Origin of the sequence: Pseudomonas lutea (assembly GCF_000759445.1) — a bacterium.
Taxonomy (GTDB): Bacteria; Pseudomonadota; Gammaproteobacteria; order Pseudomonadales; family Pseudomonadaceae; genus Aquipseudomonas; species Aquipseudomonas lutea.
In genome coordinates this window covers 2466587-2492209 of record NZ_JRMB01000001.1, presented here as the reverse complement: position 1 = coordinate 2492209, position 25623 = coordinate 2466587, and the positions used below count along the sequence as shown (strand labels likewise).

General features: G+C 60.2%; 17 protein-coding genes and 1 pseudogene. 9 read left to right on the top strand and 9 right to left on the bottom strand.

The window, feature by feature from the left end; genetic code table 11:
- Nucleotides 1-65 precede the first annotated feature (65 nt).
- Complete coding sequence (locus tag LT42_RS10670) at nucleotides 66-974, top strand: LysR family transcriptional regulator (RefSeq protein ID WP_037012218.1); 909 nt, start codon at nucleotides 66-68, stop codon at nucleotides 972-974.
- Nucleotides 975-1564: 590 nt separating this feature from the next.
- Here the strand turns inward: LT42_RS10670 and LT42_RS10665 are convergent.
- The 5 genes from LT42_RS10665 to LT42_RS10645 all read right to left on the bottom strand — a co-directional run bounded on the left by LT42_RS10665 (nucleotide 1565) and on the right by LT42_RS10645 (nucleotide 6561).
- Entirely contained in the window at nucleotides 1565-2266 is a 702-nt protein-coding gene (locus LT42_RS10665; protein WP_037012216.1) for an ABC transporter ATP-binding protein, read from the bottom strand.
- Nucleotides 2267-3034 carry a high-affinity branched-chain amino acid ABC transporter ATP-binding protein LivG gene (gene livG / locus LT42_RS10660; protein ID WP_037012214.1) on the bottom strand — a complete coding sequence of 256 codons (768 nt, stop codon included), beginning with the start codon at nucleotides 3032-3034 and terminating at the stop codon, nucleotides 2267-2269.
- A complete protein-coding gene (locus LT42_RS10655; RefSeq protein ID WP_037012212.1) occupies nucleotides 3034-4296 on the bottom strand; it encodes a high-affinity branched-chain amino acid ABC transporter permease LivM in 1263 nt (420 codons plus the stop codon). Before LT42_RS10655 ends, livG begins: the two co-directional genes overlap by 1 nt.
- Complete coding sequence (gene livH / locus LT42_RS10650; protein WP_037012211.1) at nucleotides 4293-5219, bottom strand: high-affinity branched-chain amino acid ABC transporter permease LivH; 927 nt, start codon at nucleotides 5217-5219, stop codon at nucleotides 4293-4295. Before livH ends, LT42_RS10655 begins: the two co-directional genes overlap by 4 nt.
- A gap of 214 nt (nucleotides 5220-5433) precedes the next feature.
- Nucleotides 5434-6561: a branched-chain amino acid ABC transporter substrate-binding protein gene (locus LT42_RS10645; RefSeq protein WP_037012208.1), complete on the bottom strand. Its 1128-nt coding sequence runs from the start codon at nucleotides 6559-6561 to the stop codon at nucleotides 5434-5436.
- Nucleotides 6562-6887: 326 nt separating this feature from the next.
- On the opposite strand from LT42_RS10645, the gene LT42_RS10640 reads away from it, so the two are divergent.
- Both LT42_RS10640 and LT42_RS10635 read left to right on the top strand, forming a co-directional pair.
- Nucleotides 6888-7187, top strand: a complete 300-nt coding sequence (locus tag LT42_RS10640; protein WP_037013234.1) for a DUF2288 domain-containing protein — start codon at nucleotides 6888-6890, stop codon at nucleotides 7185-7187.
- Between the two features lie 266 nt (nucleotides 7188-7453).
- The gene (locus LT42_RS10635; RefSeq protein ID WP_037012207.1) at nucleotides 7454-8809 is read left to right on the top strand and encodes a spinster family MFS transporter; all 1356 of its coding nucleotides are present in this window, start codon (nucleotides 7454-7456) and stop codon (nucleotides 8807-8809) included.
- Nucleotides 8810-8968: 159 nt separating this feature from the next.
- Here the strand turns inward: LT42_RS10635 and rapA are convergent, their stop codons facing one another.
- The gene (rapA, locus tag LT42_RS10630) at nucleotides 8969-11815 is read right to left on the bottom strand and encodes an RNA polymerase-associated protein RapA (protein WP_037012206.1); all 2847 of its coding nucleotides are present in this window, start codon (nucleotides 11813-11815) and stop codon (nucleotides 8969-8971) included.
- 205 nt (nucleotides 11816-12020) lie between these two features.
- Between rapA and LT42_RS10625 the strand changes: the two are divergent.
- The 3 genes and pseudogenes from LT42_RS10625 (at nucleotide 12021) to ccoM (ending at nucleotide 12842) form a co-directional block, all read left to right on the top strand.
- A pseudogene (locus LT42_RS10625) lies at nucleotides 12021-12367 on the top strand (aspartate-semialdehyde dehydrogenase).
- 64 nt (nucleotides 12368-12431) lie between these two features.
- Complete coding sequence (locus tag LT42_RS26010; RefSeq protein ID WP_162835395.1) at nucleotides 12432-12593, top strand: hypothetical protein; 162 nt, start codon at nucleotides 12432-12434, stop codon at nucleotides 12591-12593.
- A gap of 132 nt (nucleotides 12594-12725) precedes the next feature.
- Nucleotides 12726-12842, top strand: coding sequence for a cytochrome c oxidase subunit CcoM (gene ccoM, locus LT42_RS26240; RefSeq protein ID WP_276209511.1), 117 nt, complete (start codon nucleotides 12726-12728; stop codon nucleotides 12840-12842).
- Between the two features lie 570 nt (nucleotides 12843-13412).
- Here ccoM and LT42_RS10615 read toward each other — a convergent pair.
- The 3 genes from LT42_RS10615 to LT42_RS10600 all read right to left on the bottom strand — a co-directional run bounded on the left by LT42_RS10615 (nucleotide 13413) and on the right by LT42_RS10600 (nucleotide 16521).
- Entirely contained in the window at nucleotides 13413-14384 is a 972-nt protein-coding gene (locus tag LT42_RS10615; protein WP_037011250.1) for an IS110 family RNA-guided transposase, read from the bottom strand.
- A 682-nt stretch (nucleotides 14385-15066) separates the two neighbouring features.
- Entirely contained in the window at nucleotides 15067-15537 is a 471-nt protein-coding gene (locus LT42_RS10605) for a MaoC family dehydratase (protein WP_037012202.1), read from the bottom strand.
- 39 nt (nucleotides 15538-15576) lie between these two features.
- Entirely contained in the window at nucleotides 15577-16521 is a 945-nt protein-coding gene (locus LT42_RS10600) for an alpha/beta hydrolase (RefSeq protein ID WP_037012200.1), read from the bottom strand.
- A gap of 236 nt (nucleotides 16522-16757) precedes the next feature.
- On the opposite strand from LT42_RS10600, the gene fadD2 reads away from it, so the two are divergent.
- From fadD2 to hrpA, 3 genes are all read left to right on the top strand, one after another.
- Nucleotides 16758-18446, top strand: a complete 1689-nt coding sequence (gene fadD2, locus LT42_RS10595) for a long-chain-fatty-acid--CoA ligase FadD2 (RefSeq protein ID WP_037012198.1) — start codon at nucleotides 16758-16760, stop codon at nucleotides 18444-18446.
- Nucleotides 18447-18788: 342 nt separating this feature from the next.
- On the top strand, nucleotides 18789-20486 hold the full coding sequence (gene fadD1, locus LT42_RS10590) for a long-chain-fatty-acid--CoA ligase FadD1 (RefSeq protein WP_037012196.1): 1698 nt from the start codon (nucleotides 18789-18791) through the stop codon (nucleotides 20484-20486).
- A 750-nt stretch (nucleotides 20487-21236) separates the two neighbouring features.
- A complete protein-coding gene (hrpA, locus tag LT42_RS10580; RefSeq protein WP_037012194.1) occupies nucleotides 21237-25148 on the top strand; it encodes an ATP-dependent RNA helicase HrpA in 3912 nt (1303 codons plus the stop codon).
- Nucleotides 25149-25623 lie beyond the last annotated feature (475 nt).

The window sequence follows — 25623 nt, the reverse complement described above, 5'->3', positions numbered from 1 at the left end:
GGCCGCCCGTTACCACCGAAACAGGGCCTAAACGGCAATCCCGCTTTGTCAGAAAGGAAACAATCATGAGCGAAATGGACGACCTCGCGGCGTTCGCGCTGCTGGTGGAGGCCAATAGCTTCACGCTGGCAGCGCAGTGGCTGGACACCAGCACCAGTCAGCTGTCCAAGCGCATCAGCAAGCTGGAAAAGAACTTTGGCGTGACGCTGCTCCACCGCACCACGCGCAGCCTGACCCTGACCTCGGCAGGCGCCATCCTGCTGCCCGAGGCTCGCGCGCTGCTGGCGCAACGGGATCGTATTCGGGACGCGATGGCGTGCCTCGGTGAAAGCCTGATCGGCAGCGTGCGGCTGACGGTGCCGGTGTCGTTGGGCGAAACCGTTTTTGAAGGCTTGCTTACCGAGTTCGCTCAGGCCTACCCAGACGTGCAGGTGGAACTGGACCTCAACAACCACTATCGCGACCTGCGCCGGGACGGCTTCGATCTGGGGATCCGCTCCAGCGTCGGCATCGACGAGCGGTTAGTGGCCAAGCCGCTGTTGGCCCTGCAGGAACTGACCTGCGCCAGCCCCGAATACCTGGCCAGACAGGGCACGCCGCAAACGCCGGAAGAACTTCGCGCACACCGGTGCCTGCTCAACAGCCACAACACAGGGCGCGAGTCGTGGACCTACCATCAGCAGCACCAACTGACCCGCATCAACGTCCGTGGCACGTTCGCCAGCAACCACTACGGCCTCCTCAAAAAAGCCGCACTGGTCGGCGCCGGCATCGCGCGACTGCCGTCGTACATGGTCCATGAAGAATTGAAAGACGGCCGTTTACAGTGGCTGCTGCGCGACTACCAGACACCGGTATCGTCGCTGTACCTGGTCCATCCCTTCGAAGGGCGGGTGCCGAGGCGTGTGCAAGTCATGGCGGATTATCTGAGCGAATGGTTCGAACGCAGCACAGCGGCTTTGGAAAAGCTTTGACGGCTAGGAGGGTCGGCCTCGTTGGTGGGGAGAGGTAAAGCTGACGCGGAGCGTCACAGGATGCATTACCACGCGGAGCGTGGGAACGATCAGACAGGTTTAAACAATCAAAAATTCCAGTGCGTCAACTGGCCTCTTCCCGGCTAAAGCCGGTCCTACAAAAAGCAACGCATGCAGTCAGTGGCACCAGCGGCAACCTCTGTAAACCCGGCGGCGCCCAGTAGGACCGGCTTCAGCCGGGAAGCTTTTGATCTGCTTTTGATCTGCTTTTGATCTGCTTGTGATCTGCTTTTGATCTTCATACGCAAAAAGCCCAGACACCGCCAATCGCGACTTGGGTGCAGGCTGAACGCAGGTCTCGTGGAGTGGGCCGAGCCGCATGGATGCGGCGAGAGCTGCCCCCCGCCATGGATGGCGGACGGCAGCGGGCCCACGGAGCGAGACCGGAGTGAGGGTACTCCGACGCAGGAGGAGCCAAACCAGGAGCAAGCACCCTTGGTTACTTGGGGTGCCTTTCCAAGTAACTCGCCGAAGGCGAAACGCTCTGCCGTTAGGCAGACGCCCTTGATCTTGCTGTAGATCCGGCCCCGTTAACCACCCAGATAAGCATCCCGCACTTTCGGATCAACCAACAACTCAGCCCCCGAACCCTGCATCACCACCCGGCCATTCTCCAGAACATACGCACGGTCAGCGATCTTCAACGCCTGATTCGCATTCTGCTCAACCAGAAACACCGTCACCCCATCGCGCCGCAACTGCTCAACAATCTCGAAAATCTGCTGAATGATAATCGGCGCCAGACCCAGCGAAGGCTCATCGAGCAACAACAACTTCGGCTTGCTCATCAACGCCCGTCCGATGGCCAGCATCTGCTGCTCACCGCCGGACATCGTCCCGCCGCGCTGATTGAAACGCTCCTTCAAGCGCGGAAACAACTCAAGCACCTTATCCATCTGCACCTGATAATCGTCCTTGTCGGTGAAGAATCCGCCCATCGCCAGATTCTCCTCCACCGTCAGCCGCGCGAACACACGACGGCCCTCAGGCACCACCGCAATGCTCTTGCGCATGATCACCGACGACTCCAGACCGACCAGCTCCTCGCCCATATAGCGAATGCTCCCGCTATGAGCACGCGGCGAACCACAGAGCGTCATCAACAGCGTCGACTTGCCCGCACCGTTGGCGCCGATCAGCGTGACAATCTCGCCCTGCTGCACGTCAATGCTGACCCCGTGCAACGCCTGGATCTTGCCGTAGAACGTGGAAACGTTATCGAACTGCAGCATTTACGCTTCCCCCAGGTAGGCTTTGATCACTTCAGGATTGTCACGGATCTGCTCGGGCGTGCCATCGGCCAGGGGAGTGCCCTGGTTGATCACCACGATATGGTCGGAGATGCTCATGACCAGCTTCATGTCGTGCTCGATCAACAACACCGTGGCGTTGTGCTCGTTGCGCAGCACGCCGATCAGCGCTTTCAAGTCTTCGGTTTCTTTCGGGTTCAGACCGGCAGCCGGCTCGTCGAGCATCAGGATGCGCGGACGCGTCATCATGCAGCGCGCAATTTCAAGACGGCGCTGCTGACCGTACGCCAGCGTGCCGGCAGGGCGGTTGGCGAAGTCCTTCAGATCGACGGCTTCCAGCCAGTGCTCGGCATATTCCATGGCCTCGCGCTCGCTTTTGCGGTACGCCGGGGTCTTGAACAGGCCGGCCAGGAAGTTCGTGTTGAGATGACGATGCTGGGCAACCAGCAGGTTCTCCACCGCCGTCATTTCCTTGAACAGGCGCACGTTCTGGAAGGTACGCACCACGCCCTTGCGAGCGATTTCATGGCCGGCCAGCCCCTGAATCGGCTCGCCGTCCAGCAGGATGGTGCCCGAGGTAGGACGGTAGAACCCGGTCAGGCAGTTAAACACGGTGGTCTTGCCGGCGCCGTTGGGGCCGATCATCGACACCACTTGTTTCTCATTGACGGTCAGGCCTACACCGTTGACGGCCAACAGCCCGCCAAAGCGCATGCACAAGCCGGACGCCTGCAGAATTGGACGGCTCATCAGCGCTCCCCCTTGAGTTTCATGACGGGACGCTGCATCGGCAGGAAGCCCTGAGGACGCCAGATCATCATCAGCACCATCAAGGCGCCGAAGCCGAGCATCCGGTATTCGCTGAACTCGCGAAGCAGTTCAGGCAGCAGAATCATCACGATAGCTGCGAGGATCACACCGAGCTGCGAACCCATGCCGCCCAGCACAACGATCGCCAGAATGATTGCCGACTCCAGAAAGGTAAAAGACTCAGGCGTAATCAGGCCCTGGCGCGCGGCGAAGAAGCTGCCCGCGAAACCGGCGAACGCAGCGCCCAGGGTGAAAGCCGACAGTTTGATGATGGTCGGATTCAGGCCGAGTGCGCGGCAGGCGATTTCGTCTTCACGCAGCGCTTCCCATGCGCGGCCGATGGGCATGCGCAACAGCCGGTTGATCACGAACAGCGCCAGCAGGGCCAGCAACAGGGCGATCAGGTAAAGGAAGATCACCTTGTTGATGGAGTTGTATTGCAGGCCGAAGTATTCATGGAAGGTCTGCATGCCTTCGGCAGCCTTGCGCTCGAACGTCAGGCCGAACAGCGTTGGTTTTTCGATGTTGCTGATGCCGTTCGGACCGCCGGTGACGTCAGTCAGGTTCCGCAGGAACAGGCGGATGATTTCACCGAAACCCAGCGTCACGATCGCCAGGTAGTCGCCGCGCAAGCGCAGGACCGGGAAGCCCAGCAAAAACCCGAAGGTTGCCGACGCCAGCCCTGCCAGCGGCAGGCAGATCCAGAAGCCGAAACCGAAGTAATGCTGGAGCAGGGCGTAGGTGTACGCGCCCACGGCATAGAAACCGACGTAACCCAGATCCAGCAGCCCGGCCAGACCGACGACGATGTTCAGGCCCAGGCCGAGCATCACGTAGATCAGGATCAGCGTGGCGATGTCCACCGCGCCGCGCGAGCCGAAGAACGGCCAGACCAATGCGGCGATGACCAGGGCACCGAGGAACCAGCGCTGGGTCGACGGCAGGGTCAGAAAGTTGCTGGTCTTGTCGGACATCAGCTGCTTTTGCGGGCGGCCGCGCCACATCGCGCTGATCTGCTCGTTGAACAGCACGCGCAGGAACATCAGAAACGCAGCGGCGAAAATCACCAGCACGGTGGTGTTGCTGGCGCCCACTACCGCAAGGTTTACCCCCACGATGTCCAGTTTGAGCCCGAGGATCGGGTAAGCGACGGCCAGTACCAGCACTGCGCTGAAAAGGGCCGATTTGAGATTCCTGGTCATACTTTTTCAACCTCCGGACGGCCGAGCAGGCCGGTTGGCCGGAACAACAACACCAATACGAGAAGACCGAACGCCACCACATCCTTGTACTGGTCACCGAAGATATCGGCACCAAAGGCTTCGGCGACGCCCAGCACCAGACCGCCGAGCATCGCGCCCGGGATACTGCCGATGCCGCCCAACACGGCCGCGGTAAAGGCTTTGATGCCCACCAGGAACCCGGCGTTGGGGTTGATCACGCCGTACTGCATGCTCAGCAGCACCGCAGCGACGGCCGCCAGCGCGGCACCGATGACGAAGGTCAGCGCAATAATGTTGTTGGTGTTGATGCCCAGCAGGTTGGCCATCTTGATGTCTTCGGCGCAGGCGCGGCAAGCGCGTCCCAGGCGAGAGCGGGAGATGAACCAGGTCAGCCCCAGCATCGCCACCAGCGTCACGATGAAGATCAGGATCTGCATGTAGGAGATCACGACCTCATGGGTGCTGCCGGGGCCGAAAACGAAGTTGCCGGGGATGAGGTTGGGAATCGACTTGTCTTTCGAGTCCTGCGACAACAGCACGGTGTTCTGCAGGAAAATCGACATGCCGATGGCGGAAATCAGAGGGATCAAACGGTTGCTGCCGCGCAGCGGGCGATAGGCGACTCGCTCGATGGCGTAACCGTAGGCACTGGTCACCACGATACTGGCGACGAATGCTGCGGTAATCAGCAGGGGCAGGCTGTCCAGGCCGAGCATGGTCAGACCGGCCAGGGCGATGAACGCCACATACGAACCGATCATGTACACCTCGCCGTGGGCGAAGTTGATCATGCCGATGATGCCGTAAACCATGGTGTAGCCGATGGCAATCAAGGCGTAAGTGCTGCCAATGGTCATCCCATTAACCAGCTGTTGAAGAAAGTGATAGAGATCTATCGGCATTGCTGTGTGCTCCTAAAAACCTGCCTGGTGTTCCACTGGTGAAGTCTTTTCCCGCTCGCGCGTCGTGATCTACGTCCGCGTTCGGCACGAGCCCAGTGATTCACTGGTGCGGTTTCAAGATGTTCAGGGGCCGGAATTCTTGTGGAATTCGGTGCCCAGCTAAAACAAAGCCCACTGCGGTTGCAGTGGGCTTCGGGTAAGCCTGAAGGCTGCGTTATTTCGCAGGGGCTTCAGTCTTGGTGCCGTCTTTGTGCCAGGTGTAAACGACGAATTTGAAGTCCTTCAGGTCACCCTTGTCGTCAAACGACAGATCGCCGGTAGGGGTCTTGAAGGTACCGGCGTGGATGGCTGCAGCCACCTTCGCGGTGTCTTCGGATTTGGCCGTTTTGATCGCCTCGGCGATCACTTCCACCGCAGCGTAGGCCGGGAACACGAACGGACCGCTAGGGTCTTCTTTTTTCGCTTTGAATGCTGCGACCAGATCGTTGTTGGCAGGGTCCTGGTCGAACGATTTCGGCAGAGTCACCAGCAGGCCTTCGGAAGCGTCCTGGGCGATTTGCGAGATCGAAGCGTTGCCCACGCCTTCAGGGCCCATGAAGCCGGCTTTCAGGCCTTTTTCCTGCGCCTGGCGCAGAATCAGACCCAGCTCTGGGTGGTAGCCGCCGTAGTAGACGAAGTCGACGTTGGCTTGCTTCATTTTGGCGATCAGCGAAGAGAAGTCCTTGTCGCCGGCGTTGATGCCTTCGAACAGGGCGACTTTCACGCCGTCTTTTTCAAGGGTCTGCTTGACGGCAGTGGCGATGCCTTCACCGTATTGCTGTTTGTCGTGGATGACCGCGACGATCTTCGGCTTGACCTGCTTGGCGATGTATTCGCCGGCAGCCGGGCCCTGGGCGCTGTCCAGGCCGATGGTGCGGAACACCAGTTTGTAGCCACGGGCGGTGATTTCCGGGCTGGTGGCAGCCGGGGTCACCATGATGATGCCTTCGTCTTCGTAGATGTCCGAAGCAGGCTGAGTGGAGCTGGAGCACAGGTGACCAACCACGAACTTGACGCCGTCGTTGACCACTTTGTTGGCGATGGCGACCGCTTGTTTCGGGTCGCAGGCATCGTCGTATTCAACCGCTTCAAGCTTTTTGCCGTCGACGCCGCCTTTGGCGTTGATCTGCTCGATGGCCATCTTGGCACCGCTGAACTGCATGTCGCCGTACTGGGCAACCGCGCCGGTCTTCGGGCCGGCGATGCCGATCTTGATGGTGTCAGCTGCGAACGAGTGGCTGGCAACCCCCGCCAGAACCAGTGCGGCAAACAGCTTGGAAATCTGATTAATACCCTTAGTCATGATGCTCCACTCTTGCGTTGTAGTTTTTATAATCCTGACGGCCAAAGCTGCAGGACCGGATGAAATCTCCAGGCCACACCCCCGGCAACTGTACCGGAACAGTTTAGAGCGCCGGTTGAGCGCTTGAAAAGCTGGCTGCAGTGGGCAAAGCCTGTGAATGTCGCTTAATCGACAGAAAGATACACAATCCAGCCAGCTGTTTTGTCCCATTGAAGGACCTAACGAGCGGCTTGAGCGAACTTCTCTGCAATCAGTCACTTAAAACCGGGTTTGTCGGTGCGAAAGGCGGCGCTATCATTGCGCCGATTTTCAATACGGTGAAACCCATGACGCAAGAACCTAGCACCCTCTATGCCAAGCTGCTTGGCGAAACGGCCTCTATCACCTGGAAAGAATTGCAACCGTTCTTTGCAAAGGGTGCCCTGTTGTGGGTCGAGGCTTCTCAGGATTTGATCGCTGTCGCGCAGGCATTTGCTGAAAACAGTGAGGCGCAGGTGGCTGTTTGGCTCAATAGCGGAGAAGTCGGCAAGGTCTCTGAATCAAAGGCTCTGGACCTTCTGGAGCGTGATCCGCCGTTATGGGCGGTGGTCGTAGCCCCTTGGGTGTTGATCCAGGAAAGGGCATGACCTCGTTCTTCGCCCAATAAAGGTGCGTGGAATGGTGGCAATGTGGGTAGGTCGGTAACTGCCAGTGTGTCGGCGGTAGCGGATGCGGTCACTGATGCCAAGTGCGTTTGAGGCATGGCGCGGGTGCTGCGAGTGCATGCGCGGCGCCTCCGATGGCGGGTCATCAGCGATGCGAATGTTCACAGACAGTTTGGGAGAGGCTGACTAGATTTCAGGTTCACGGCTCGACGGGTCTGGCCGGTCAAATAACAAGAAGAGAGTGACACATGAATCATTCGACGCAGGCGGCGAACGCCTGGCGCGTTCTGTTTCTGCTGTTCCTGGCCAATCTGTTCAACTTCTTCGACCGCACCATCCCGGCGATCATCATCGAGCCGATTCGCAAGGAATGGCAGCTGAGCGACTTCCAGCTCGGCATCATCGGCACCGCGTTCACGCTGGTCTATGCCATCGCCGGGCTGCCATTGGGCCGCATGGCCGACAACGGCTCGCGGCGCAAACTGATGGGCTGGGGCCTGGCGGTGTGGAGCGGGCTGACCGCCGTGAACGGTCTGGTCGGAAGTTTCTGGGCGTTTCTGCTGGTGCGCATGGGGGTAGGGATTGGCGAGGCCAGCTATGCGCCGGCCGCCAACTCGCTGATCGGCGATTTGTTCCCGGCCCACCGTCGCGCCCGCGCGATGGGCATCTTCATGCTGGGACTGCCGCTAGGCCTGCTTCTGGCGTTCTTCACCATTGGCGCGATGGTGCAGGCGTTCGGCAGCTGGCGAGCGCCGTTTTTTATCGCCGCCGTGCCCGGGCTCGTGCTGGCGGTGTTCATGTTTTTCATTCGTGAGCCGGCACGGGGCGCGGCTGAAAGCGTGGCCATTTCCCGGGAAAAAATCGATCGTCCGATCCGCCGCCTGTTGGCGATTCCCACGTTTCGCTGGCTGGTGCTGGCCGGGCTGGCCTTCAACTTCGCCACTTACGCGTGCAACTCGTTCATGGTGTCGATGCTGCAGCGCTATTTTCTGCTGCCGTTGCAGGAAGCCGCGATGGCCACGGGATTGATCGTCGGTGTGACCGGACTGTTCGGCCTGACCCTCGGTGGCTGGGTCGCAGACAAGGTGCATCAACGCTGGAGCAACGGCCGTTTGATGTTCGCGGCGTTGAGCATGGTGGTCGCCACGCTGTGCACCGGTTACGCGCTGCATGCCGGGCGTATCGAAATCGGTGTTTTTGTCGGGGTGTTCAGCCTCGGCTGGCTGTTTTCCTACAACTTCTATACCTGCGTTTACACCGCCATTCAGGACGTGGTGCAGCCTCGGCTGCGTGCGACCGCGATGGCATTGTTTTTTGCCGGTCTCTATTTGCTGGGCGGCGGGCTGGGACCGGTGGTGGTGGGTTTGCTGTCAGACCATTTCGCCCATTCGGCGATGTACGCCGCGCAGGTCGAGCTGATGACCGAGCCGTTCAAGGCAGTGGGTCTGCACGATGCGATGTATCTGATACCGGTGGCGTTGTTTTTCGCGCTGGTGTTTCTGGCGCGGGCGTCGACGTGTTTCAGCGCCGATGCGCAAAGGATGCGCGAGGGGATGGCGGCGGATGAGCCGTTGGGGAAGGGGGTGAAGCCGTCCGTAGCCTGAATGATTGTGTCTGTTGATCGGGTTGGCACGGTCCCTGTAGGAGCGCGCTTGCCCGCGAAAAGGTGTGTCAGTCACCGCATCCGTAACTGACACACCGCAATCGCGGGCAAGCGCGCTCCTACAGGTTGGGTGTTCGCCGCGGGATGCGCGGCGAACCCGTTATCCCGCCACCAGCACCCGAATGGCTTCCAGACGCAGCGCGGCTTTTTCAAGCATCGCCAGCCCTTGCTCACGCTGCTCACGCAACGCCGTCAGCTCGCTGTCGCGGACAGTCGGGTTGACGGCCTGCAATGCGGTCAGGCGCGCCAGTTCTTCGTCCGTGTCGGCGGCGAGGCGGCGTTGCGCCTCGGCCACGCGTTCGGCGTGCTTGGGCGCGATCTTGCTTTCAGCGGCATTGATCTGCGGATTGAGCACATCGCGCTGGGCCTGGATGAACTTGTTGGCGCTGGCCCGCGGCACGCTTTCGAGCTGGTCGTTCAGGGTAGTGAAAGACACGCGCCCCGACAGGTCATTGCCGTTGCCGTCCAGCAGGCAGCGCAGCGCGGCCGGTGGCAGGTAGCGGCCCAGTTGCAGCGAGCGCGGCGCAACCACTTCACTCACATAGAGCAGTTCAAGCAGCACAGTGCCGGGCTTCAAGGCTTTGTTTTTGATCAGCGCGACGGCGGTGTTGCCCATCGAGCCGGACAGCACCAGGTCCATGCCGCCTTGCACCATCGGGTGTTCCCACGTGATGAACTGCATGTCCTCACGGGACAGCGCCTGGTTACGGTCGTAGGTGATGGTCACGCCTTCGTCGTCGCCCAGCGGGAAGCTGGCATCGAGCATCTTCTCGCTCGGGCGCAGGATCAGCGCGTTCTCGGAATGATCTTCACTGTCGATGCCGAACGCGTCGAACAGGGTTTCCATGTAGATCGGCAGGCTGAACTGATCGTCCTGCTCAAGAATCGCTTCAACCAGCGCGTCGCCTTCGCCGGCGCCGCCGGAGTTCAGCTCCAGCAGGCGATCGCGGCCGGTGTGCAATTCGCTCTCCAGACGCTCGCGTTCGTTGCGGGCTTCGGTCACCAGCGCTTGCCAATCGTCTTCGTCACCGCCTTCAAGCTGCGGCAACAGGCGCGGACCGAACGTATGCTGCAGCGCGTTGCCGGTCGGGCAGGTATTAAGGAACGCGTTGAGCGCTTCGTGATACCACTGGAACAGGCGCTCTTGCGGGCTGGTTTCCAGATACGGTACGTGCAGTTCGATGATGTGTTTCTGGCCGATCCGGTCGAGACGACCGATACGCTGTTCCAGCAGGTCGGGGTGGGCCGGCAGGTCGAACAGCACCAGATGATGAGAGAACTGGAAATTGCGGCCTTCACTGCCGATTTCCGAGCAGATCAGCACCTGAGCGCCAAACTCTTCGTCGGCGAAGTACGCCGCCGCGCGGTCGCGCTCAAGGATGTTCATGCCTTCGTGGAACACCGTTGCCGGGATGCCTGAGCGCACGCGCAGGGCGTCCTCGAGATCCATCGCGGTTTCGGCGTGAGCGCAGATGACCAGCACTTTCACGCGCTTGAGCATCTTCAAGGTGTCGATCAGCCAGTCGACGCGAGGGTCGAAGCGCCACCAGCGTTCTTCTTCGCTGCTCTCGCCATGGGCCTGGAAGCTGACTTCCGGGTACAGATCAGCGTGCTCGCCAATCGGCAGTTCCAGGTATTCGGCCGGGCAGGGCAGCGGGTACGGGTGCAGTTTGCGCTCGGGGAATCCTTGCACGGCGGCACGGGTGTTGCGGAACAACACGCGGCCGGTGCCGTGACGGTCAAGCAGCTCGCGGATCAGGCGCGCGTTGGCTTCGGTATCGCCAGCGGCCACCGCGGTGAGCAACGCTTCGGCCTCTGCGCCGAGGAAGCCACGAATGGTCTCGTTGGCCTTGGGCGAAAGCGTGCCCTTGTCGAGCAGCTCCTGCACGGCCTCGGCGACCGGGCGATAGTTTTCGCTTTCGGCGCGGAAGGCGTGCAGGTCGTGAAAACGGTTCGGGTCGAGCAGGCGCAGACGCGCGAAGTGGCTGTCCTGGCCCAGTTGCTCCGGCGTTGCCGTCAGCAGCAGCACGCCTGGAATCACTTCGGCGAGTTGCTCGACCAGCGAGTATTCGCGGCTGGCCTTTTCTTCATGCCAAACCAGGTGGTGGGCTTCGTCGACCACCAGCAGGTCCCAGCCCGCGGCGAACATCGCATCCTGGGCCTTCTCGTCTTCGACCAGCCACTCCAGCGAAACCAGCGCCAGCTGCGTGTCTTCAAACGGGTTGCTGGCATCGCTTTCGATAAAGCGCTCGGCGTCGAACAGCGCGACCTGCAGGTTGAAGCGGCGGCGCATTTCGACCAGCCACTGGTGCTGCAGGTTTTCCGGCACCAGGATCAGTACGCGGTTGGCGCGGCCTGACAGCAACTGGCGGTGGATGACCAGACCGGCTTCGATGGTCTTGCCCAGACCCACTTCGTCCGCCAGCAGTACGCGGGGCGCGATACGGTCAGCGACTTCACGGGCGATGTGCAACTGATGCGCGATCGGCTGTGCGCGCACGCCGCCCAGTCCCCACAGCGAGGATTGCAACTGACGGCTGGTGTGTTCGAGGGTGTGGTAACGCAGGGAGAACCACGGCAGCGGGTCGATCTGCCCGGCAAACAGACGGTCGGTGGCCAGGCGGAACTGAATGAAGTTCGACAGCTGGGTCTCTGGCAGGGTCACCGGCTGGTTTTGCGCGTTCAGGCCGTGATAGACCAGCAGGCCGTCGACGTCGTCGACTTCACGGACGGTCATCTTCCAGTTTTCGAAATGGGTGATGGTGTCGCCTGGCGAGAAGCGCACTCGCGTCAGCGGCGCATTGCGCAAGGCATACTGGCGGGTGTCGCCCGTGGCCGGATAGAGCACGGTCAGCAAGCGACCGTCCTGCGCCAGAACGGTGCCCAAGCCCAGCTCGGCTTCGCTGTCGCTAATCCAGCGTTGCCCCGGTTGATACTGCTGCGACATGCTGCCTGACTCCCGCCTTGAAAAAGCCGACTATGTTAACGGAACAAGGCCTCCAGGCCAAAGCCACATTGTAAAAACCCCCGGATACACGGGATATGAGGCCTGTGTGGGCACTTGCTGCAAAAAACATAGTCGAAACTCGCGCTTGAATCGGCTCAAGTCGACGAAACGGCAGCCGACAGCCTGATAACAGGAGACCATTACCATGCTGCCACCGCTGATCCCACTGAGCGCGGCCCCGTGACTTCGCAGCTGGACCCGGTCAAACCTACCCCGGACATCCCGCCGGTGACGCCGATTCAAAAGAGTTCGAGCGAAACCACTATCGACATGGGCGAACGCGACCGCGAGCAGGGCGAATTGCTGCTGCGCGAAGAACAGCGCCGGCATCAGCGCCGCCGCAGCGACCGCCGCGTCGCGGACCGTCATCCCGAGCTTGAGGAAGGCCCGGCCATTCCCGGGGATTTTCTCAATGCCGACGACACCGTGCCGGTAGTGCCGATCATAGATGACGAGCCGCGCCAGGGTTTGTGGGTCGATCTGAAAGTCTGAGGCTGGTCAGCGAGGTCGGGATTGCGCATCATTGGCCGCAACGGGTATTGACGAGCGGTACGCCATGAGCAATGACGAAAAACTGGTAGACCTGAGCGCCGAGCGCGCCAGACGTGTTCACGACCTCAATGACAAGCGGCTGAACGAAGTGCGTCAGGCTTTCGAGCAGGCAATGCCCTTGGGCAAGGGCAAGAAGAAAGCCAAGAGCAAACCGAAAAAACGCTAGACGACCCCTTCTTACATATCGGCTCCCGGCGGCTGTCAGCGAATGACGCCGGCGTTGACCTGCATCAAGTCCTCCCCGCAAACCTGCGGTTAACCTTTGCTCATCAAACAGAGCCAGGCAGAGGGCGCTCGCATGTTTCTCGACCACGCGGTAATAGCCGGCGTCATGACGGTGGGGTTGCTGATGGTGATTTACTCAGGCATCGCACTGTTCGCCCGGAAAGACTCAACCCGGCGCGCGAGACGCTGAGGCTTTTATAAAAAGAGCACGCAACGCGGGACCGGGGCATGACGGGCAACTTCGGTTGCCCGTTTTTTTTGCATTCGCCAGCAAGCCGGCTCCTACGGATTTTGTGCGAGGCGCAGATTTTAGTGTCGGCGCCGATCCTACGGATTTTGTGCAGAGCGCAGATTCTGATCATCACGCCGATCCACTGTAGGAGCCGGCTTGCTGGCGAACCGGACCTGCGCTACGCCCATGCAGCATCTGAACACATGCAATCTACGCACGACGACGTCGCGTCTGAGCACATGCAGTCCGCCACAGCCATGCGGAGGCTGAACGCAAGCATTCGCCAGCAAGCCGGCTCCTACGCATTTTGTGCGAGGCGCAGATTTTAGTGTCGGCGCCGATCCTACGGATTTTGTGCAGAGCGCAGATTCTGATCATCACGCCGATCCACTGTAGATATCGTCTTAATGCTCCTACTGCAAGCCCAGCAGCGCGCTAGCGCTGCTGCTTTTCAAGCAGGCACGAATATACGCCCGCGGCCCATCCCGCAGCGACATCCTAGCCATTCAAGTCCTACTTGATCAGCCGTTAATGAGCCAAAGCAATTTCAGGTTCGAAAGGCCTGTTGCTTTTAAGCACGCCATAGACCAAGTGCAACATCTTACGCATCACTGCACAGATAATTTGCCGGGGAGCCTTTCCGTTCGCCTTCAATCTCTTGGCGAACTCTCTCAGCACCACATTGTGTTGTATTCCTACGATCGCGGGCATGTAAAGGCCGCCCCTGAGTCGCGACGAGCCGGTTCGACTTATGCGGGTTGGACCCACGTAGCCTCCAGAGCGGTCCTGTCTGGGCGATAATCCAGCGAAGGCAGAAAGTTTTTTCGGTCCTTCGTAGTCCAGAGGGTCTCCCAGTTCCGCGAGGATCAGCGCGGCGGTCTTCTCGCCTAGACCATCAATGGAGGTCATCAACTCGCTCTTGCCGCGTAGGTCAGGATCATCGTCGATGTGTTGCTTGATCGCTTTTTCCGTTTTGGTGATTTCTTCCAAGACATGAGCAATCACCGATTCGATCGACGTTACGACGTTCGGGCTGGCAACTTCCAAGCGGTTTTTCTCCATCTGGCGGATCTCGTTGAGATCTTCCAAGCGGCGGACCAAAGCCCTCAGACGGCGCCGCGACTGTGGCTCAGGCACCCAAAGCCGTAACTTGCGATGCTTCTGCATGGCGAAATCGGAGATGAGTTTGGCGTCAGTCTTGTCAGTCTTGTTGCGTGACAACTCCGACTTGGCGTGAGCGGCGGTGGTGGCAGGGTTCGCGATATGAAGCCGATATCCCTTTTGAAAAAGGAAGTCAGCCAACGCTTCGTGATAATTACCCGTGGCCTCGATGACAATCAGCGCGTCCGCTGTGGCGTGCTTGCGAAGCCAGGACTCGAACTCGGCAAAGCCCTTGGCATCATTGCTCAACTTGCCCTTGGTGCGGTGTTTGCCATTGTCCAACGGCGTCGCAACATCAAAAGTATTCTTGGCCATGTCAACGCCAACGAATGAAGACATGCTGTTCTCCTTTTCAACTAAAGATCAATCATCGCGTCACTCGGCTTCGACCTTGTAAATGCGAGCTCACAAAGTGGCTCTAGATATCGTACGAGCTCAATGAGTGAGGTTGGAAAGGCGGAGAATGGATCTACTTCGCAGGCTACAACGCCACTAGGAGCCGGTCATCTTCACGCCTTTCCCTCGATGATCAGTCGAGAACTTTACCTTCTGAGAAGACAAAGTCGAGATACAAGGAGCCGGCTTGCTGGCGAACCGGACCTGCGCTACGCCCATGCAGCATCTGAACACATGCAATCTACGCACGACCGTGCAGCGGAAGAACACATGGAATCTGCGCACGGTGGTGCAGCGGAAGAACATATGCAATCTGCGCACGGTGGTGCAGCGGAAAAATATGCCATCCGCCCACAGCCATGCGGTGGCTGAACGCAAGCATTCGCCAGCAAGCCGGCTCCTACGGATTTTGTGCGAGGCGCAGATTTTAGTGTCGACGCCGATCCTACGGATTCTTGTGCAAAGCGCAGATTTTGGTGTCGACGCCGATCCACTGTAGGAGCCGGCTTGCTGGCGAACCGGACCTGCGCTACGCCCATTCAGCATCTGAACATATGCAATCTACGCACGGCCATCCAGCGTCAAATCACATGCATTCGCCAACCAACCGCCCTCGCAGCCTCGATCAACCCACGGTGATCGGCGGCAACTCGGCCAGGCTCACGGTTTGCAGCTTGCGGGGGGCGAGGATCTCGGCTTCGCCATCAACGACCAATTCATCGTTCTGGTTGAACACGCGGGTCGCGATGCGCACGCGAAATTTCGGCAGCTTTTCGAGGATTTCCAGGCGCACGGTCAAGGTATCGCCAATCTTTACCGGCTTCTGGAACGTCATCTGCTGGCCCAGGTAAATCGTGCCCGGACCCGGCAGTTCACAAGCCACTGCCGCACTGATCAACGCGCCGCTGAACATGCCGTGGGCGATGCGATCCTTGAACATGCTTTTGGCGGCGAACTCAGCGTCCAGATGAACCGGATTGCGGTCGCCGGACATCTCCGCGAACAGCTGAATATGGCGCTCTTCGACGGTTTTGCTGTAGCTGGCCGTCTGACCGACTTCAAGGGCTTCGTACGGCGTGTTGGTGACTTGAGTCATGGAGTGTCCTGTCGCATAAATAAAAGTGGGCCGCTGGCGTCATTCGCTGCGGCGCGGTCTTGGCTGCTGCAGCGCCTGCTCAAGCCAGGCGAGCAGGTCCCGGGTGACCTCTTCACGGTTGATCTCGTTGAAAAGCTCATGACGCGCCTGCGCATAGACTTTCAGCGTGACCAACGGGTGCCCGGTGCCTCTCAGCGCGTCTGCCAGATGCGTGAGACGCTTGCCGTCGCTCACCGGATCACATTCACCGCCAATGATGAGTATCGGAAGGCCTGAATCGATCTGCGCCAGGTTCGAGTGGCGGCTGATCTGCTGCAGGCCGCCGAGCAGATCCATCCACAGCTGATTGGTACAGCGGAACCCACAAAGGGGGTCGCTGGCGTACGCGTTAACCTGCTCGGGATCGCGACTGAGCCAGTCATAGCAGGTACGTGCGGGCTTGAAGTGCTTATTGAAAGCGCCGAATGACAAGTGCTCGATCAGCGCGCTGCGCCCGGTAGGTCCCTGGCGCCAACGCTCGATCCGCGCCACCAGCGCTGCCGATCGGTAAAACGTCACCGGCTGGTAATTCGAGGCACTGAGAATGGCGCCCTGCAAGCTGGCGCTGTGGTGCAACAGATACGCCTGGGCGATGTAGCTGCCCATGCTGTGGCCCAACAGGAACACCGGTACGCCCGGATGCCGCACCGCAACGGATGCTTTAAGGGTGGCGAGGTCACCGACCACCTTGTTCCAGCCATCCTTGTCGGCGTAGTGACCCAGAATCCCGTGCGTGGCGGTCTGGCCGTGGCCACGCTGGTCCGCGGCGTACAGGGCAAAACCCGCCCGTGCCAGCGCAGCACCCAGCTTTTGATACCGCCCGCTGTGCTCGGCCATGCCGTGGGACAACAGGACCACTGCCCGGGCATTGCCCAGCGGTCGCCACGAATGGACGAAGAGGCGGGCATGGTCGTGCGCGTCCAGCCAAAAAGCATCCTGTTCCATTGCGTTTCCCTGGCTCTGTAAAAAGTTGTGGCAAAAAACGCAGTGGCGAGCGCTTCGCTTGAGTGTATAGCCGTAGCCGGATGGCAGGCTGTTTACCCGCAAGATTCACGGCGTTGATGACATGCGTACGAGTATTTGCCTTCTATGCCATAGCTGCTAACGTCCGGCAAACGCCCGTTTAAATACCACGGGGCCAGTACACTCGGGTACCACTCAGGTAAGAGGATAAAAACAACATGCAACCTGAATTCTGGAACGACAAGCGCCCCGCTGGCGTTCTCTCTGAGGTGGACCTTGCGGCCTACTCATCGGTGGTCGAGGTGTTTGAGCGCAGTTGCCGCCAGTATGCCGACCGCCCGGCCTACAGCAATATGGGCGTCACGCTGACGTATGCGGAGCTTGAACGGCAGTCAGCGGCGTTTGCCGGCTACCTGCAGCAACAGACTGATCTCAAGCCTGGCGACCGCATCGCCGTGCAGATGCCCAACCTGATTCAATACCCCATCGCGGTGTTCGGTGCCATGCGAGCGGGGTTGATCGTCGTTAACACCAACCCTCTTTATACCGCCCGGGAGATGCGTCACCAGTTCAAGGACTCGGGCGCGCGCGCGTTGGTGTACCTCAACGTCTTCGGCAAAAACGTTCAGGAAGTGCTGCTGGACACCGACATTCAGTACCTCATCGAAGTGAAGATGGGCGACATGCAGTCCGCCGCCAAAGGCTGGCTGATCAACACCGTGGTCGACAAGGTCAAAAAGATGGTGCCGGCGTACCACCTGCCCCAAGCCATCGCGTTCAAAACCGTGCTCAAGCGGGGGAAGGGCGATCGTTTGCAGGCGGTGCCATTGGCGCTGAAGGATGTCGCAGTGCTGCAGTACACCGGCGGTACCACAGGCTCGCCGAAAGGCGCGATGCTGACTCATGGCAATCTGGTCGCCAACATGCAGCAGGTCTATGCCTGCATGTTGCAACATGGCCCGGACGGTCTGCCGATCTTCAAGCAGGGCAGCGAGATCATGGTGGCGCCGTTGCCGCTTTATCACATCTATGCGTTCACCTGTAATTGCATGTGCATGATGGTCAGCGGCAATCACAACGTGCTGATCACCAATCCGCGCGACATCGGCGGCTTCATCAAGGAGCTGAAAAAGTGGAAGTTCTCGGCGATGCTCGGCCTCAATACGCTGTTCGTGGCGCTGATGGACCATCCCGAGTTCAAAACCCTGGATTTCTCGACCCTGCGCCTCACCAATTCAGGCGGCACCGCGCTGGTCAAGGCCACGGCGGAGCGCTGGCTGCAGCTGACGGGCTGCCCGATCGTCGAGGGCTACGGCCTGACTGAAACGTCTCCCGTCGCCACCGCCAATCCCTACGGCAATCAGTCCAGGCTGGGCACGGTAGGCATGCCGGTGCCGGGCACCACCGCCAAGGTCATCACCGACGATGGCGTCGAGCTGCCCGTCGGTGAACGCGGCGAGCTGTGCCTCAAGGGGCCACAAATCATGTTGGGTTACTGGAACAAGCCAGAGGCCACTGCCGAAGTGCTCGATGTCGAGGGCTGGCTGAAGACGGGTGACATCGCGGTCATCGACCCGGACGGGTTCATCTGCATCGTCGACCGCAAAAAGGACCTCATCATCGTCTCGGGCTTCAACGTCTACCCCAACGAAATCGAAGACGTGGTCTCGCGTCATCCCAAAGTTGCCAACTGTGCAGTGATCGGCGTTCCGGACGACCGCTCTGGTGAAGCTGTGAAGCTGTTCGTGGTGCCGAGGGATGCCACGCTGACCAGCGAGGAGTTGAAGGCATACTGCAAGGAGAATTTCACCGGCTACAAGATTCCCAAGCAGATCGTTCTGCGTGAGTCACTGCCCATGACGCCGGTCGGGAAAATCCTGCGCCGGGAATTGCGCGACATCGCCTGATCAGCATGGCGTCACATGAAAACGGCGTGTTGCTCACGCCGTTTTTTTTCGCGCTGAAGGTGCAGAAAAGGGTCTGTCGGTCGGCGTCGGCATGAGCCTCTGGCGTAGGAAAATTCCGACATTTAGGTTCATTGCTCTAAACGTGACTGGCGAATATTCAAGAGTCATCGTTGTGACTGGAGAGCCCGCTTTTGGCTCTAGGCGGCCCTTTGCAAAGCTGCTACGCTCGCCCCGCTTTTTGTACCATCGGTCAACAAGAAGCGGTGACTACAGTATTCCAAACACAAGAAATCATCGCATCAAGCGGTGTGTAGAAACGCTGTCGATGAGGAGTAGGCCTGCATGCTCGAAAACTTCTGGAAGGATAAATATCCGACGGGTATCGATGCCGATATCAACCCGGACCAGTATCCGAATGTACAGGCCGTATTGAAACAGTCCTGCGAGCGTTTCGCCAACAAACCTGCTTTCAGCAATCTGGGTAAAACCCTGACGTACGGCGAGATGTATACGCTGTCCGGTGCCTTTGCCGCCTATCTTCAGCAGCACACCGACCTGCAGCCCGGTGATCGCATCGCCGTGCAACTGCCCAACGTGTTGCAGTACCCGGTGGCGGTGTTCGGGGCCATCCGTGCAGGGCTTATCGTGGTCAACACCAACCCGCTGTACACCGCGCGGGAAATGGAACACCAATTCAACGATTCCGGCGCCAAGGCGCTGGTCTGCCTGGCAAACATGGCGCATCTGGCCGAAAAGGTCGTGCCCAAAACCGGCGTCAAGCACGTCATCATCACTGAAGTCGCTGATTTGTTGCCGCCCCTCAAGCGTCTGCTGGTCAACAGTGTCATCAAGTACGTGAAGAAGATGGTTCCGCCGTTTCATCTGCCCAAGGCGATCAAATTCAACGACGTGCTCGCCAAAGGGCATGGCCAGCCGGTGCAGGATGTTTCTCCGGGCGGCGGCGACGTCGCGGTGTTGCAATACACCGGAGGCACCACAGGCGTGGCCAAGGGCGCGATGCTCACCCACCGCAACCTGATCGCCAATATGCTGCAGTGCAAGGCGTTGATGGCGGCGAACCTCAATGAGGGCACCGAGACCCTGATCACGCCGCTGCCGCTGTACCACATCTATGCGTTCACCTTTCACTGCATGGCGATGATGTTGAGCGGCAACCATAACGTCCTGATCAGTAATCCGCGTGATCTGTCAGCGATGGTCAAAGAGCTGTCGAAGTGGAAATTTTCCGGTTTCGTCGGGCTCAACACGCTGTTCGTTGCGCTGTGCAATAACGCCGAATTCCGCAAGCTGGATTTCTCCTCGCTCAAGCTCACCCTGTCAGGCGGCATGGCGCTGCAACAGGCGGCGGCCGAGCGCTGGAAAGAAGTGACCGGCTGCTCGATCTGTGAAGGTTATGGCATGACCGAAACCAGCCCGGTGGCGTCGGTCAACCCGTTCCAGCAGATCCAGATGGGCACCATTGGCATTCCGGTGCCATCGACCCTGTGCAAGACCATCAATGACGCTGGCGAAGAAATGCCGGTGGGTGAGGTGGGCGAGTTGTGCATCAAGGGCCCGCAGGTCATGAAGGGCTACTGGCAAAATCAGGCCGCCACCGACGAGATGCTCGACGCCGACGGCTGGTTGAAGACGGGTGATATCGCAATCATCCAGCCCGATGGCTACATGCGCATCGTCGACCGCAAGAAGGACATGATTCTGGTCTCCGGCTTCAACGTTTACCCCAATGAACTGGAAGACGTGCTGGCCGCCTTGCCGGGCGTGCTGCAGTGCGCCGCCATCGGCGTGCCGGACGAAAAATCCGGCGAGGCCATCAAGCTGTTCGTCGTGTGCAAGCCGGGCACGACGCTGAGCAAGGATCAAGTCATGGCGCACATGCGTGCCAACGTCACCGCGTACAAAGTGCCCCGCAGCGTGGAATTCCGCGATGCGCTGCCAACCACCAACGTCGGCAAAATCCTGCGCCGTGAGTTGCGTGACGAAGAGCTGAAAAAGCTGGCGCTGAAGAAGCCTGCGTAAGTCAGCCGTGACATCCGCAGACCCCGCCAGCTCCACACATCCATAGGAGCCGGCTTGCTGGCGAACCTATGGGGTCAGCCACATTTTCGTATCTGACCCTCCGCGTTCGCCAGCAAGCCGGCTCCTACAGGTTTCGCGTACGCCGAAGGTTGCCGGTGTTGTACCGGACCGACAGGTTCCGCGTACGCCGAAGGTCGCCGGTGTTGCCCGGATCAACCTGTTTTGCGTACGCCGAAGGGTTGCCGGTGTTGCGCGAATCAACTGTAGGAGCGCGCTTGCCCGCGAATGCGGTGTCGTTGACACATAACCGATGCCTGACCCACCGCGTTCGACCAGATCAAGCCGGCTCCTACAGGTTTTGCGTACGCCGAAGGTTGCCGGTGTTGCTCCGGATCAACCGGTTTTGCGTACGCCGAAAAGGTCGCCGGTGTTGCCCGGATCAACCGGTTCCGCATACGCCGAAGGTTGCCCGGTGTTGCACCGGATCAACCGGTTCCGCGTACGCCGAAGGTCGCCGGTGTTGCGCGAATCAACTGTAGGAGCGCGCTTGCCCGCGAATGCGGTGTCGCTGACGCATGAGTCCACGCCTGACCCACCGCATTCGCCAACAAGCCGGTCCAACAGGGCGGTGGTCCCGTTGAGGCAACAAATGCTCCCCCCACACGACGTTGATCCGCAGACCTGCATCCGCTGCACCAAATCTGCGACAATCCGCGCCCAGCATTTCAGACAGAAAGATCCCGCGCCCTGATGACCGACGATTCGACCTCCATCGACCAACTCTTCAAAAACCTCGACCACGCGATGATCAGCGATCGTCATCGCTTGCGCCGGCAATTGCACGAACTGCGCAAGAAACCGGACGAGACGAAGCTGGCGCAGTGGATCGAGCGAGTCCAGTCGTCCTGCGCGCGCGTGGTGAGTCGGGCGCAGAGCGTGCCGACCATTCGCTACGACGAAAACCTGCCCATCGCGGCCAAACGCGACGAGATCAAAAAAGCGCTGCTGGAACATCAGGTGCTGATCATCGCGGGCGAAACCGGCTCGGGCAAAACCACCCAACTACCGAAGATATGTCTGGAAATCGGCCGAGGCCAGCATGGCCTGATTGGCCACACCCAGCCCCGTCGAATTGCAGCGCGAAGCGTCGGCAGCCGGGTCGCCGAGGAAATCGGCACGCCGCTGGGCGGTCTGGTGGGTTACCAGGTACGTTTCGAAGACCAGAGCGACGAAAACACCCTGATCAAGCTGATGACCGACGGCATCCTGCTGGCCGAAACCCAGCACGACCGCTTTCTGGAGCGTTACGACACGATCATCGTCGACGAAGCCCACGAACGCAGCCTGAACATCGATTTCCTGCTCGGTTACCTGAAGACCCTGCTGCCGCGTCGTCCGGACCTGAAAGTTATCATCACCTCGGCCACCATCGACCTCGAACGCTTCTCCGAGCATTTCGACAAGGCGCCGGTGATCGAAGTCTCGGGCCGTACCTTTCCGGTGGAGACCTGGTACCGCCCGATGACCGCCCAGCAGGACGAAGAGGGCAACAGCATCGAGGAAGACCTGACCGTCGATCAGGCGATTCTGGCCACGCTGGACGAACTCGCCGCCTTCGAGCGCAGCGAGCGCAAGTCGCCCGGCGATGTGCTGGTGTTTCTGCCCGGCGAGCGAGAGATCCGCGACGCCGCCGAAATGCTGCGCAAGGCGCAACTCAAGCACACCGAGATTCTGCCGCTCTACGCGCGTCTGTCGCCGGCCGAGCAGCAACGCATATTCCAGTCGCACCCTGGCCGCCGCGTGGTACTGGCAACCAACGTCGCCGAAACCTCGCTGACGGTGCCGGGTATTCGTTACGTCATCGACACCGGCACCGCGCGCATCAGCCGCTACAGCTACCGCGCCAAAGTGCAGCGCCTGCCCATTGAAGCTATCTCCCAGGCCAGCGCCAACCAGCGCAAGGGCCGTTGCGGTCGGGTCGAGCCGGGCCTGTGCGTGCGCCTCTACAGCGAGGAGGATTTTCTCTCGCGGCCGGAATTCACCGATCCCGAGATCCTGCGTACCAACCTGGCGGCGGTGATCCTGCAAATGCTCCACCTGCGGTTGGGGCAGATCACCGATTTCCCGTTCATCGAGCCGCCGGACGGCAAGGCCATCAGCGACGGCTTCAACCTGCTGCAAGAACTGTCGGCGGTCGACCGTGAGAACAACCTGACGCCGATGGGCCGTCAGTTGGCGCGCCTGCCGGTCGACCCGCGCATGGGCCGCATGTTGCTCGAAGCCGCCAAACAGGGCAGCTTGCAGGAAGTGCTGATCGTGGCCAGCGCGATGTCGATTCAGGACCCGCGCGAGCGGCCGCCGGAACGTCAACAGGCAGCGGACCAGGCCCACGCGCAGTGGAAGGATCAGGATTCGGACTTCGCCGGGCTGGTCAATCTTTGGCGCGGCTTCGAGGAGCAGCGTCAGGCGCTGACGGCAAGCCCGCTGCGCAACTGGTGCCGGCGCAACTTCCTCAATTACCTGCGTCTGCGCGAATGGCGTGACTCCCACCGGCAGCTGAGCCTGATCTGCCGCGACTTGCAGCTGACGGTCAATAAAGAGCCGGCCGATTTCCCCAAGTTTCACAAGGCCGTTCTTTCCGGGTTGCTCAGCCAGATTGGCCAGAAAACCGAAGAGGGCGACTACATGGGCGCCCGTCAGCGGCGTTTCTGGGTGCATCCTTCCTCAGGACTGGGCCGCAAGCGCCCGCAATGGATCATGGCCGCCGAGTTGGTCGAAACCACCAAGCTGTATGCGCGGATGGTGGCGAAGATCGAGCCCGACTGGATCGAGCCGCTGGCTGGCCACTTGATCAAGAAGAACCATTTCGAACCGCACTGGGAGAAGAAGCGCGGCCAGGTCGTCGCCTTCGAGCAGATCACGCTGTTCGGGCTGATTGTCGTTGGGCGTAGGCCGGTGCATTTCGGGCCGATCGATCCGGTGGTGTCCCGCGAATTTTTTATCCGCGAAGGCCTGGTGCGCGGTGAAATCCAGTCGCGGGCCAGATGCCTGAGCGCCAACACAAAACTGCTGGAGCAGCTTGACGAGCTGGAAGCCAAGGCGCGCCGGCGCGACATCCTGGCCGACGAAGAAACCCTCTACCGCTTTTACGACGAGCGTTTGCCGGCCGAGGTCCACCAGACGGCGACGTTTGACACCTGGTACCGGATGGAGAGCCAGAAGAACACGCAACTGCTGATCATGCGCGAGGAAGACGTGCTCGCCCGTGAAGCCAGCGAGGTCACGGCCAACCAGTATCCCGACACCTTGCGACTGGGCGAACTGACCCTGGCGCTGACCTATCACTTCGAACCCAATCACCCCCGCGATGGCGTGACCCTGCGGGTGCCGGCGCCGTTGTTGCTGTCCTTGCCGGCCGAGCGCCTGGAGTGGTTGGTGCCGGGGCTGCTGGAAACCAAGTGCGTGGCACTGGTGCGCAACCTGCCCAAGGCGCTGCGCAAGAACTTTGTGCCGGTGCCGGACTTCGTCAAGGCCGCCCTGCAGCGCATGGTGTTTGCCGAGGGCTCGTTGCCCCAGGCGCTGGGCCGCGAATTGCTGCGCATGACCGGGGTTCGGGTGACTGACGAAGCCTGGGCCGAGGCCGCGCAGCAGGTGGAAAGCCACCTGAAGATGAACCTTGAAGTGGTCGATGCCAACGGCAAGTTTCTCGGCGAAGGACGCGATCTGGATGAGCTGACCGCGCGCTTTGCCGAGGCCGGCCAGGCTGCATTGGCGGTGCCGCAATCGGCAAAAGGCCAACAGCCTGTTGAAGCCAAGGGCTTTGCTGCGGTGGCCGAGAAGACTCAACAGAAGATCGCCGGGCTGTCGATGACGGTGTATCCGGCGTTGGTAGAAGAGGGTGGTGCGGTCAAGGAAGGGCGTTTCTCTACCCAGGCCGAAGCCGAATACCAGCACCGACGCGCCTTGCAGCGGCTCTTGCTGCAGCAACTGGCAGGGCCGACGAAGTTCCTGCGCAGCAAGCTGCCGGGTCAAACCGAGCTGGCGCTGCTGTATCGCGATTTGGGCCGGGTTGACGCGCTGATCGAGGACATTCTGCTGGCCAGCCTGGACAGTTGCATTCTGGAGGGCGAAGCGAGCCTGCCGCGAGACGGCGCCGGGCTGCTGTCACTGGCGGAGCGCAAGCGCGGCGGTCTGACCGAGCATGCCGAGCGTCTGGCGAAGCTTACGCTGGAGATCCTCAAGCTCTGGCACGGGCTGCAGAAGCGCTTCAAGGGCAAGATCGATCTCGCGCAGGCGGTGGCGCTGAACGACATCAAAGGGCAACTGAGCAAACTGGTCTACCCCGGTTTCGTCCGTGAGACGCCTGCAGCCTGGCTGAAGGAACTGCCGCGTTATCTAAAGGCTGTTGAAATCCGTTTGGAGAAACTCGGCAGTCAGGCACAGAAGGACCGGGTCTGGAGCATCGAGCTGGGCAACCTGTGGGCGCAATACCAGACCCGCGCCGACAAGCATGCGCAGGAAGGCAAGCGTGACCCTGAGCTGGTGGTCTATCGCTGGTGGCTTGAGGAATACCGCGTCTCGCTGTTCGCCCAGCAACTGGGCACCAAGGTGCCGATTTCGGACAAGCGATTGAGCAAGCAGTGGAGCCAAGTTGAAGGGTAGGGTGTTTCGGCTGCATGAATGAGATTACCGGTCGGACAAGACTTGGCGATTGCCGAAGGTTGCAGATGTTGCCCGGATCGACTGTAAGAGCGCCCTTGCCCGTGAATGGCGATTTTGCTGCGACCCACTTGTCGCCTGATCCACCGCGTTCGCCAGCAAGCCGGCTCCTACGAACTTTGCGTTTCGCCGGCAAGCCGGCGCTTGCAGACTTTGCGTTTCGCCGAAGGTTGCCGGTGTTGCCCGGATCGACTGTAGGAGCGCGCTTGCCCGCGAAGGCGATGGTGCTGCGGCGCACTTGTCGCCAGATCCACCGCGTTCGCCAGCAAGCCGGCTCCTACAGATTTTTTGCTTTCGGCAGATCAAGCCGGCGCCTACAGATTTTGCTTCCGCCAGATCAAGCCGGCGCCTGCAGACTTTGCGTTCACCGTAGGTTGCCGGTGATGCCCGGATCGGCTGTAGCAGTGCGCGGCGTGAT

What these genes read in the sequence shown, in the direction of transcription:
- ccoM (WP_276209511.1), top strand. Translation starts at nt 12,726, where the DNA reads ATGTTTCTCGACCACGCGGTAATAGCCGGCGTCATGACGGTGGGGTTG.
- LT42_RS10615 (WP_037011250.1), bottom strand. Translation starts at nt 14,384, where the DNA reads ATGTCTTCATTCGTTGGCGTTGACATGGCCAAGAATACTTTTGATGTT.
- LT42_RS10655 (WP_037012212.1), bottom strand. Translation starts at nt 4,296, where the DNA reads ATGACCAGGAATCTCAAATCGGCCCTTTTCAGCGCAGTGCTGGTACTG.
- LT42_RS10605 (WP_037012202.1), bottom strand. Translation starts at nt 15,537, where the DNA reads ATGACTCAAGTCACCAACACGCCGTACGAAGCCCTTGAAGTCGGTCAG.
- LT42_RS10670 (WP_037012218.1), top strand. Translation starts at nt 66, where the DNA reads ATGAGCGAAATGGACGACCTCGCGGCGTTCGCGCTGCTGGTGGAGGCC.
- LT42_RS10635 (WP_037012207.1), top strand. Translation starts at nt 7,454, where the DNA reads ATGAATCATTCGACGCAGGCGGCGAACGCCTGGCGCGTTCTGTTTCTG.
- fadD2 (WP_037012198.1), top strand. Translation starts at nt 16,758, where the DNA reads ATGCAACCTGAATTCTGGAACGACAAGCGCCCCGCTGGCGTTCTCTCT.
- rapA (WP_037012206.1), bottom strand. Translation starts at nt 11,815, where the DNA reads ATGTCGCAGCAGTATCAACCGGGGCAACGCTGGATTAGCGACAGCGAA.
- livG (WP_037012214.1), bottom strand. Translation starts at nt 3,034, where the DNA reads ATGAGCCGTCCAATTCTGCAGGCGTCCGGCTTGTGCATGCGCTTTGGC.
- livH (WP_037012211.1), bottom strand. Translation starts at nt 5,219, where the DNA reads ATGCCGATAGATCTCTATCACTTTCTTCAACAGCTGGTTAATGGGATG.
- hrpA (WP_037012194.1), top strand. Translation starts at nt 21,237, where the DNA reads ATGACCGACGATTCGACCTCCATCGACCAACTCTTCAAAAACCTCGAC.
- LT42_RS10645 (WP_037012208.1), bottom strand. Translation starts at nt 6,561, where the DNA reads ATGACTAAGGGTATTAATCAGATTTCCAAGCTGTTTGCCGCACTGGTT.
- LT42_RS10640 (WP_037013234.1), top strand. Translation starts at nt 6,888, where the DNA reads ATGACGCAAGAACCTAGCACCCTCTATGCCAAGCTGCTTGGCGAAACG.
- fadD1 (WP_037012196.1), top strand. Translation starts at nt 18,789, where the DNA reads ATGCTCGAAAACTTCTGGAAGGATAAATATCCGACGGGTATCGATGCC.
- LT42_RS10600 (WP_037012200.1), bottom strand. Translation starts at nt 16,521, where the DNA reads ATGGAACAGGATGCTTTTTGGCTGGACGCGCACGACCATGCCCGCCTC.
- LT42_RS26010 (WP_162835395.1), top strand. Translation starts at nt 12,432, where the DNA reads ATGAGCAATGACGAAAAACTGGTAGACCTGAGCGCCGAGCGCGCCAGA.
- LT42_RS10665 (WP_037012216.1), bottom strand. Translation starts at nt 2,266, where the DNA reads ATGCTGCAGTTCGATAACGTTTCCACGTTCTACGGCAAGATCCAGGCG.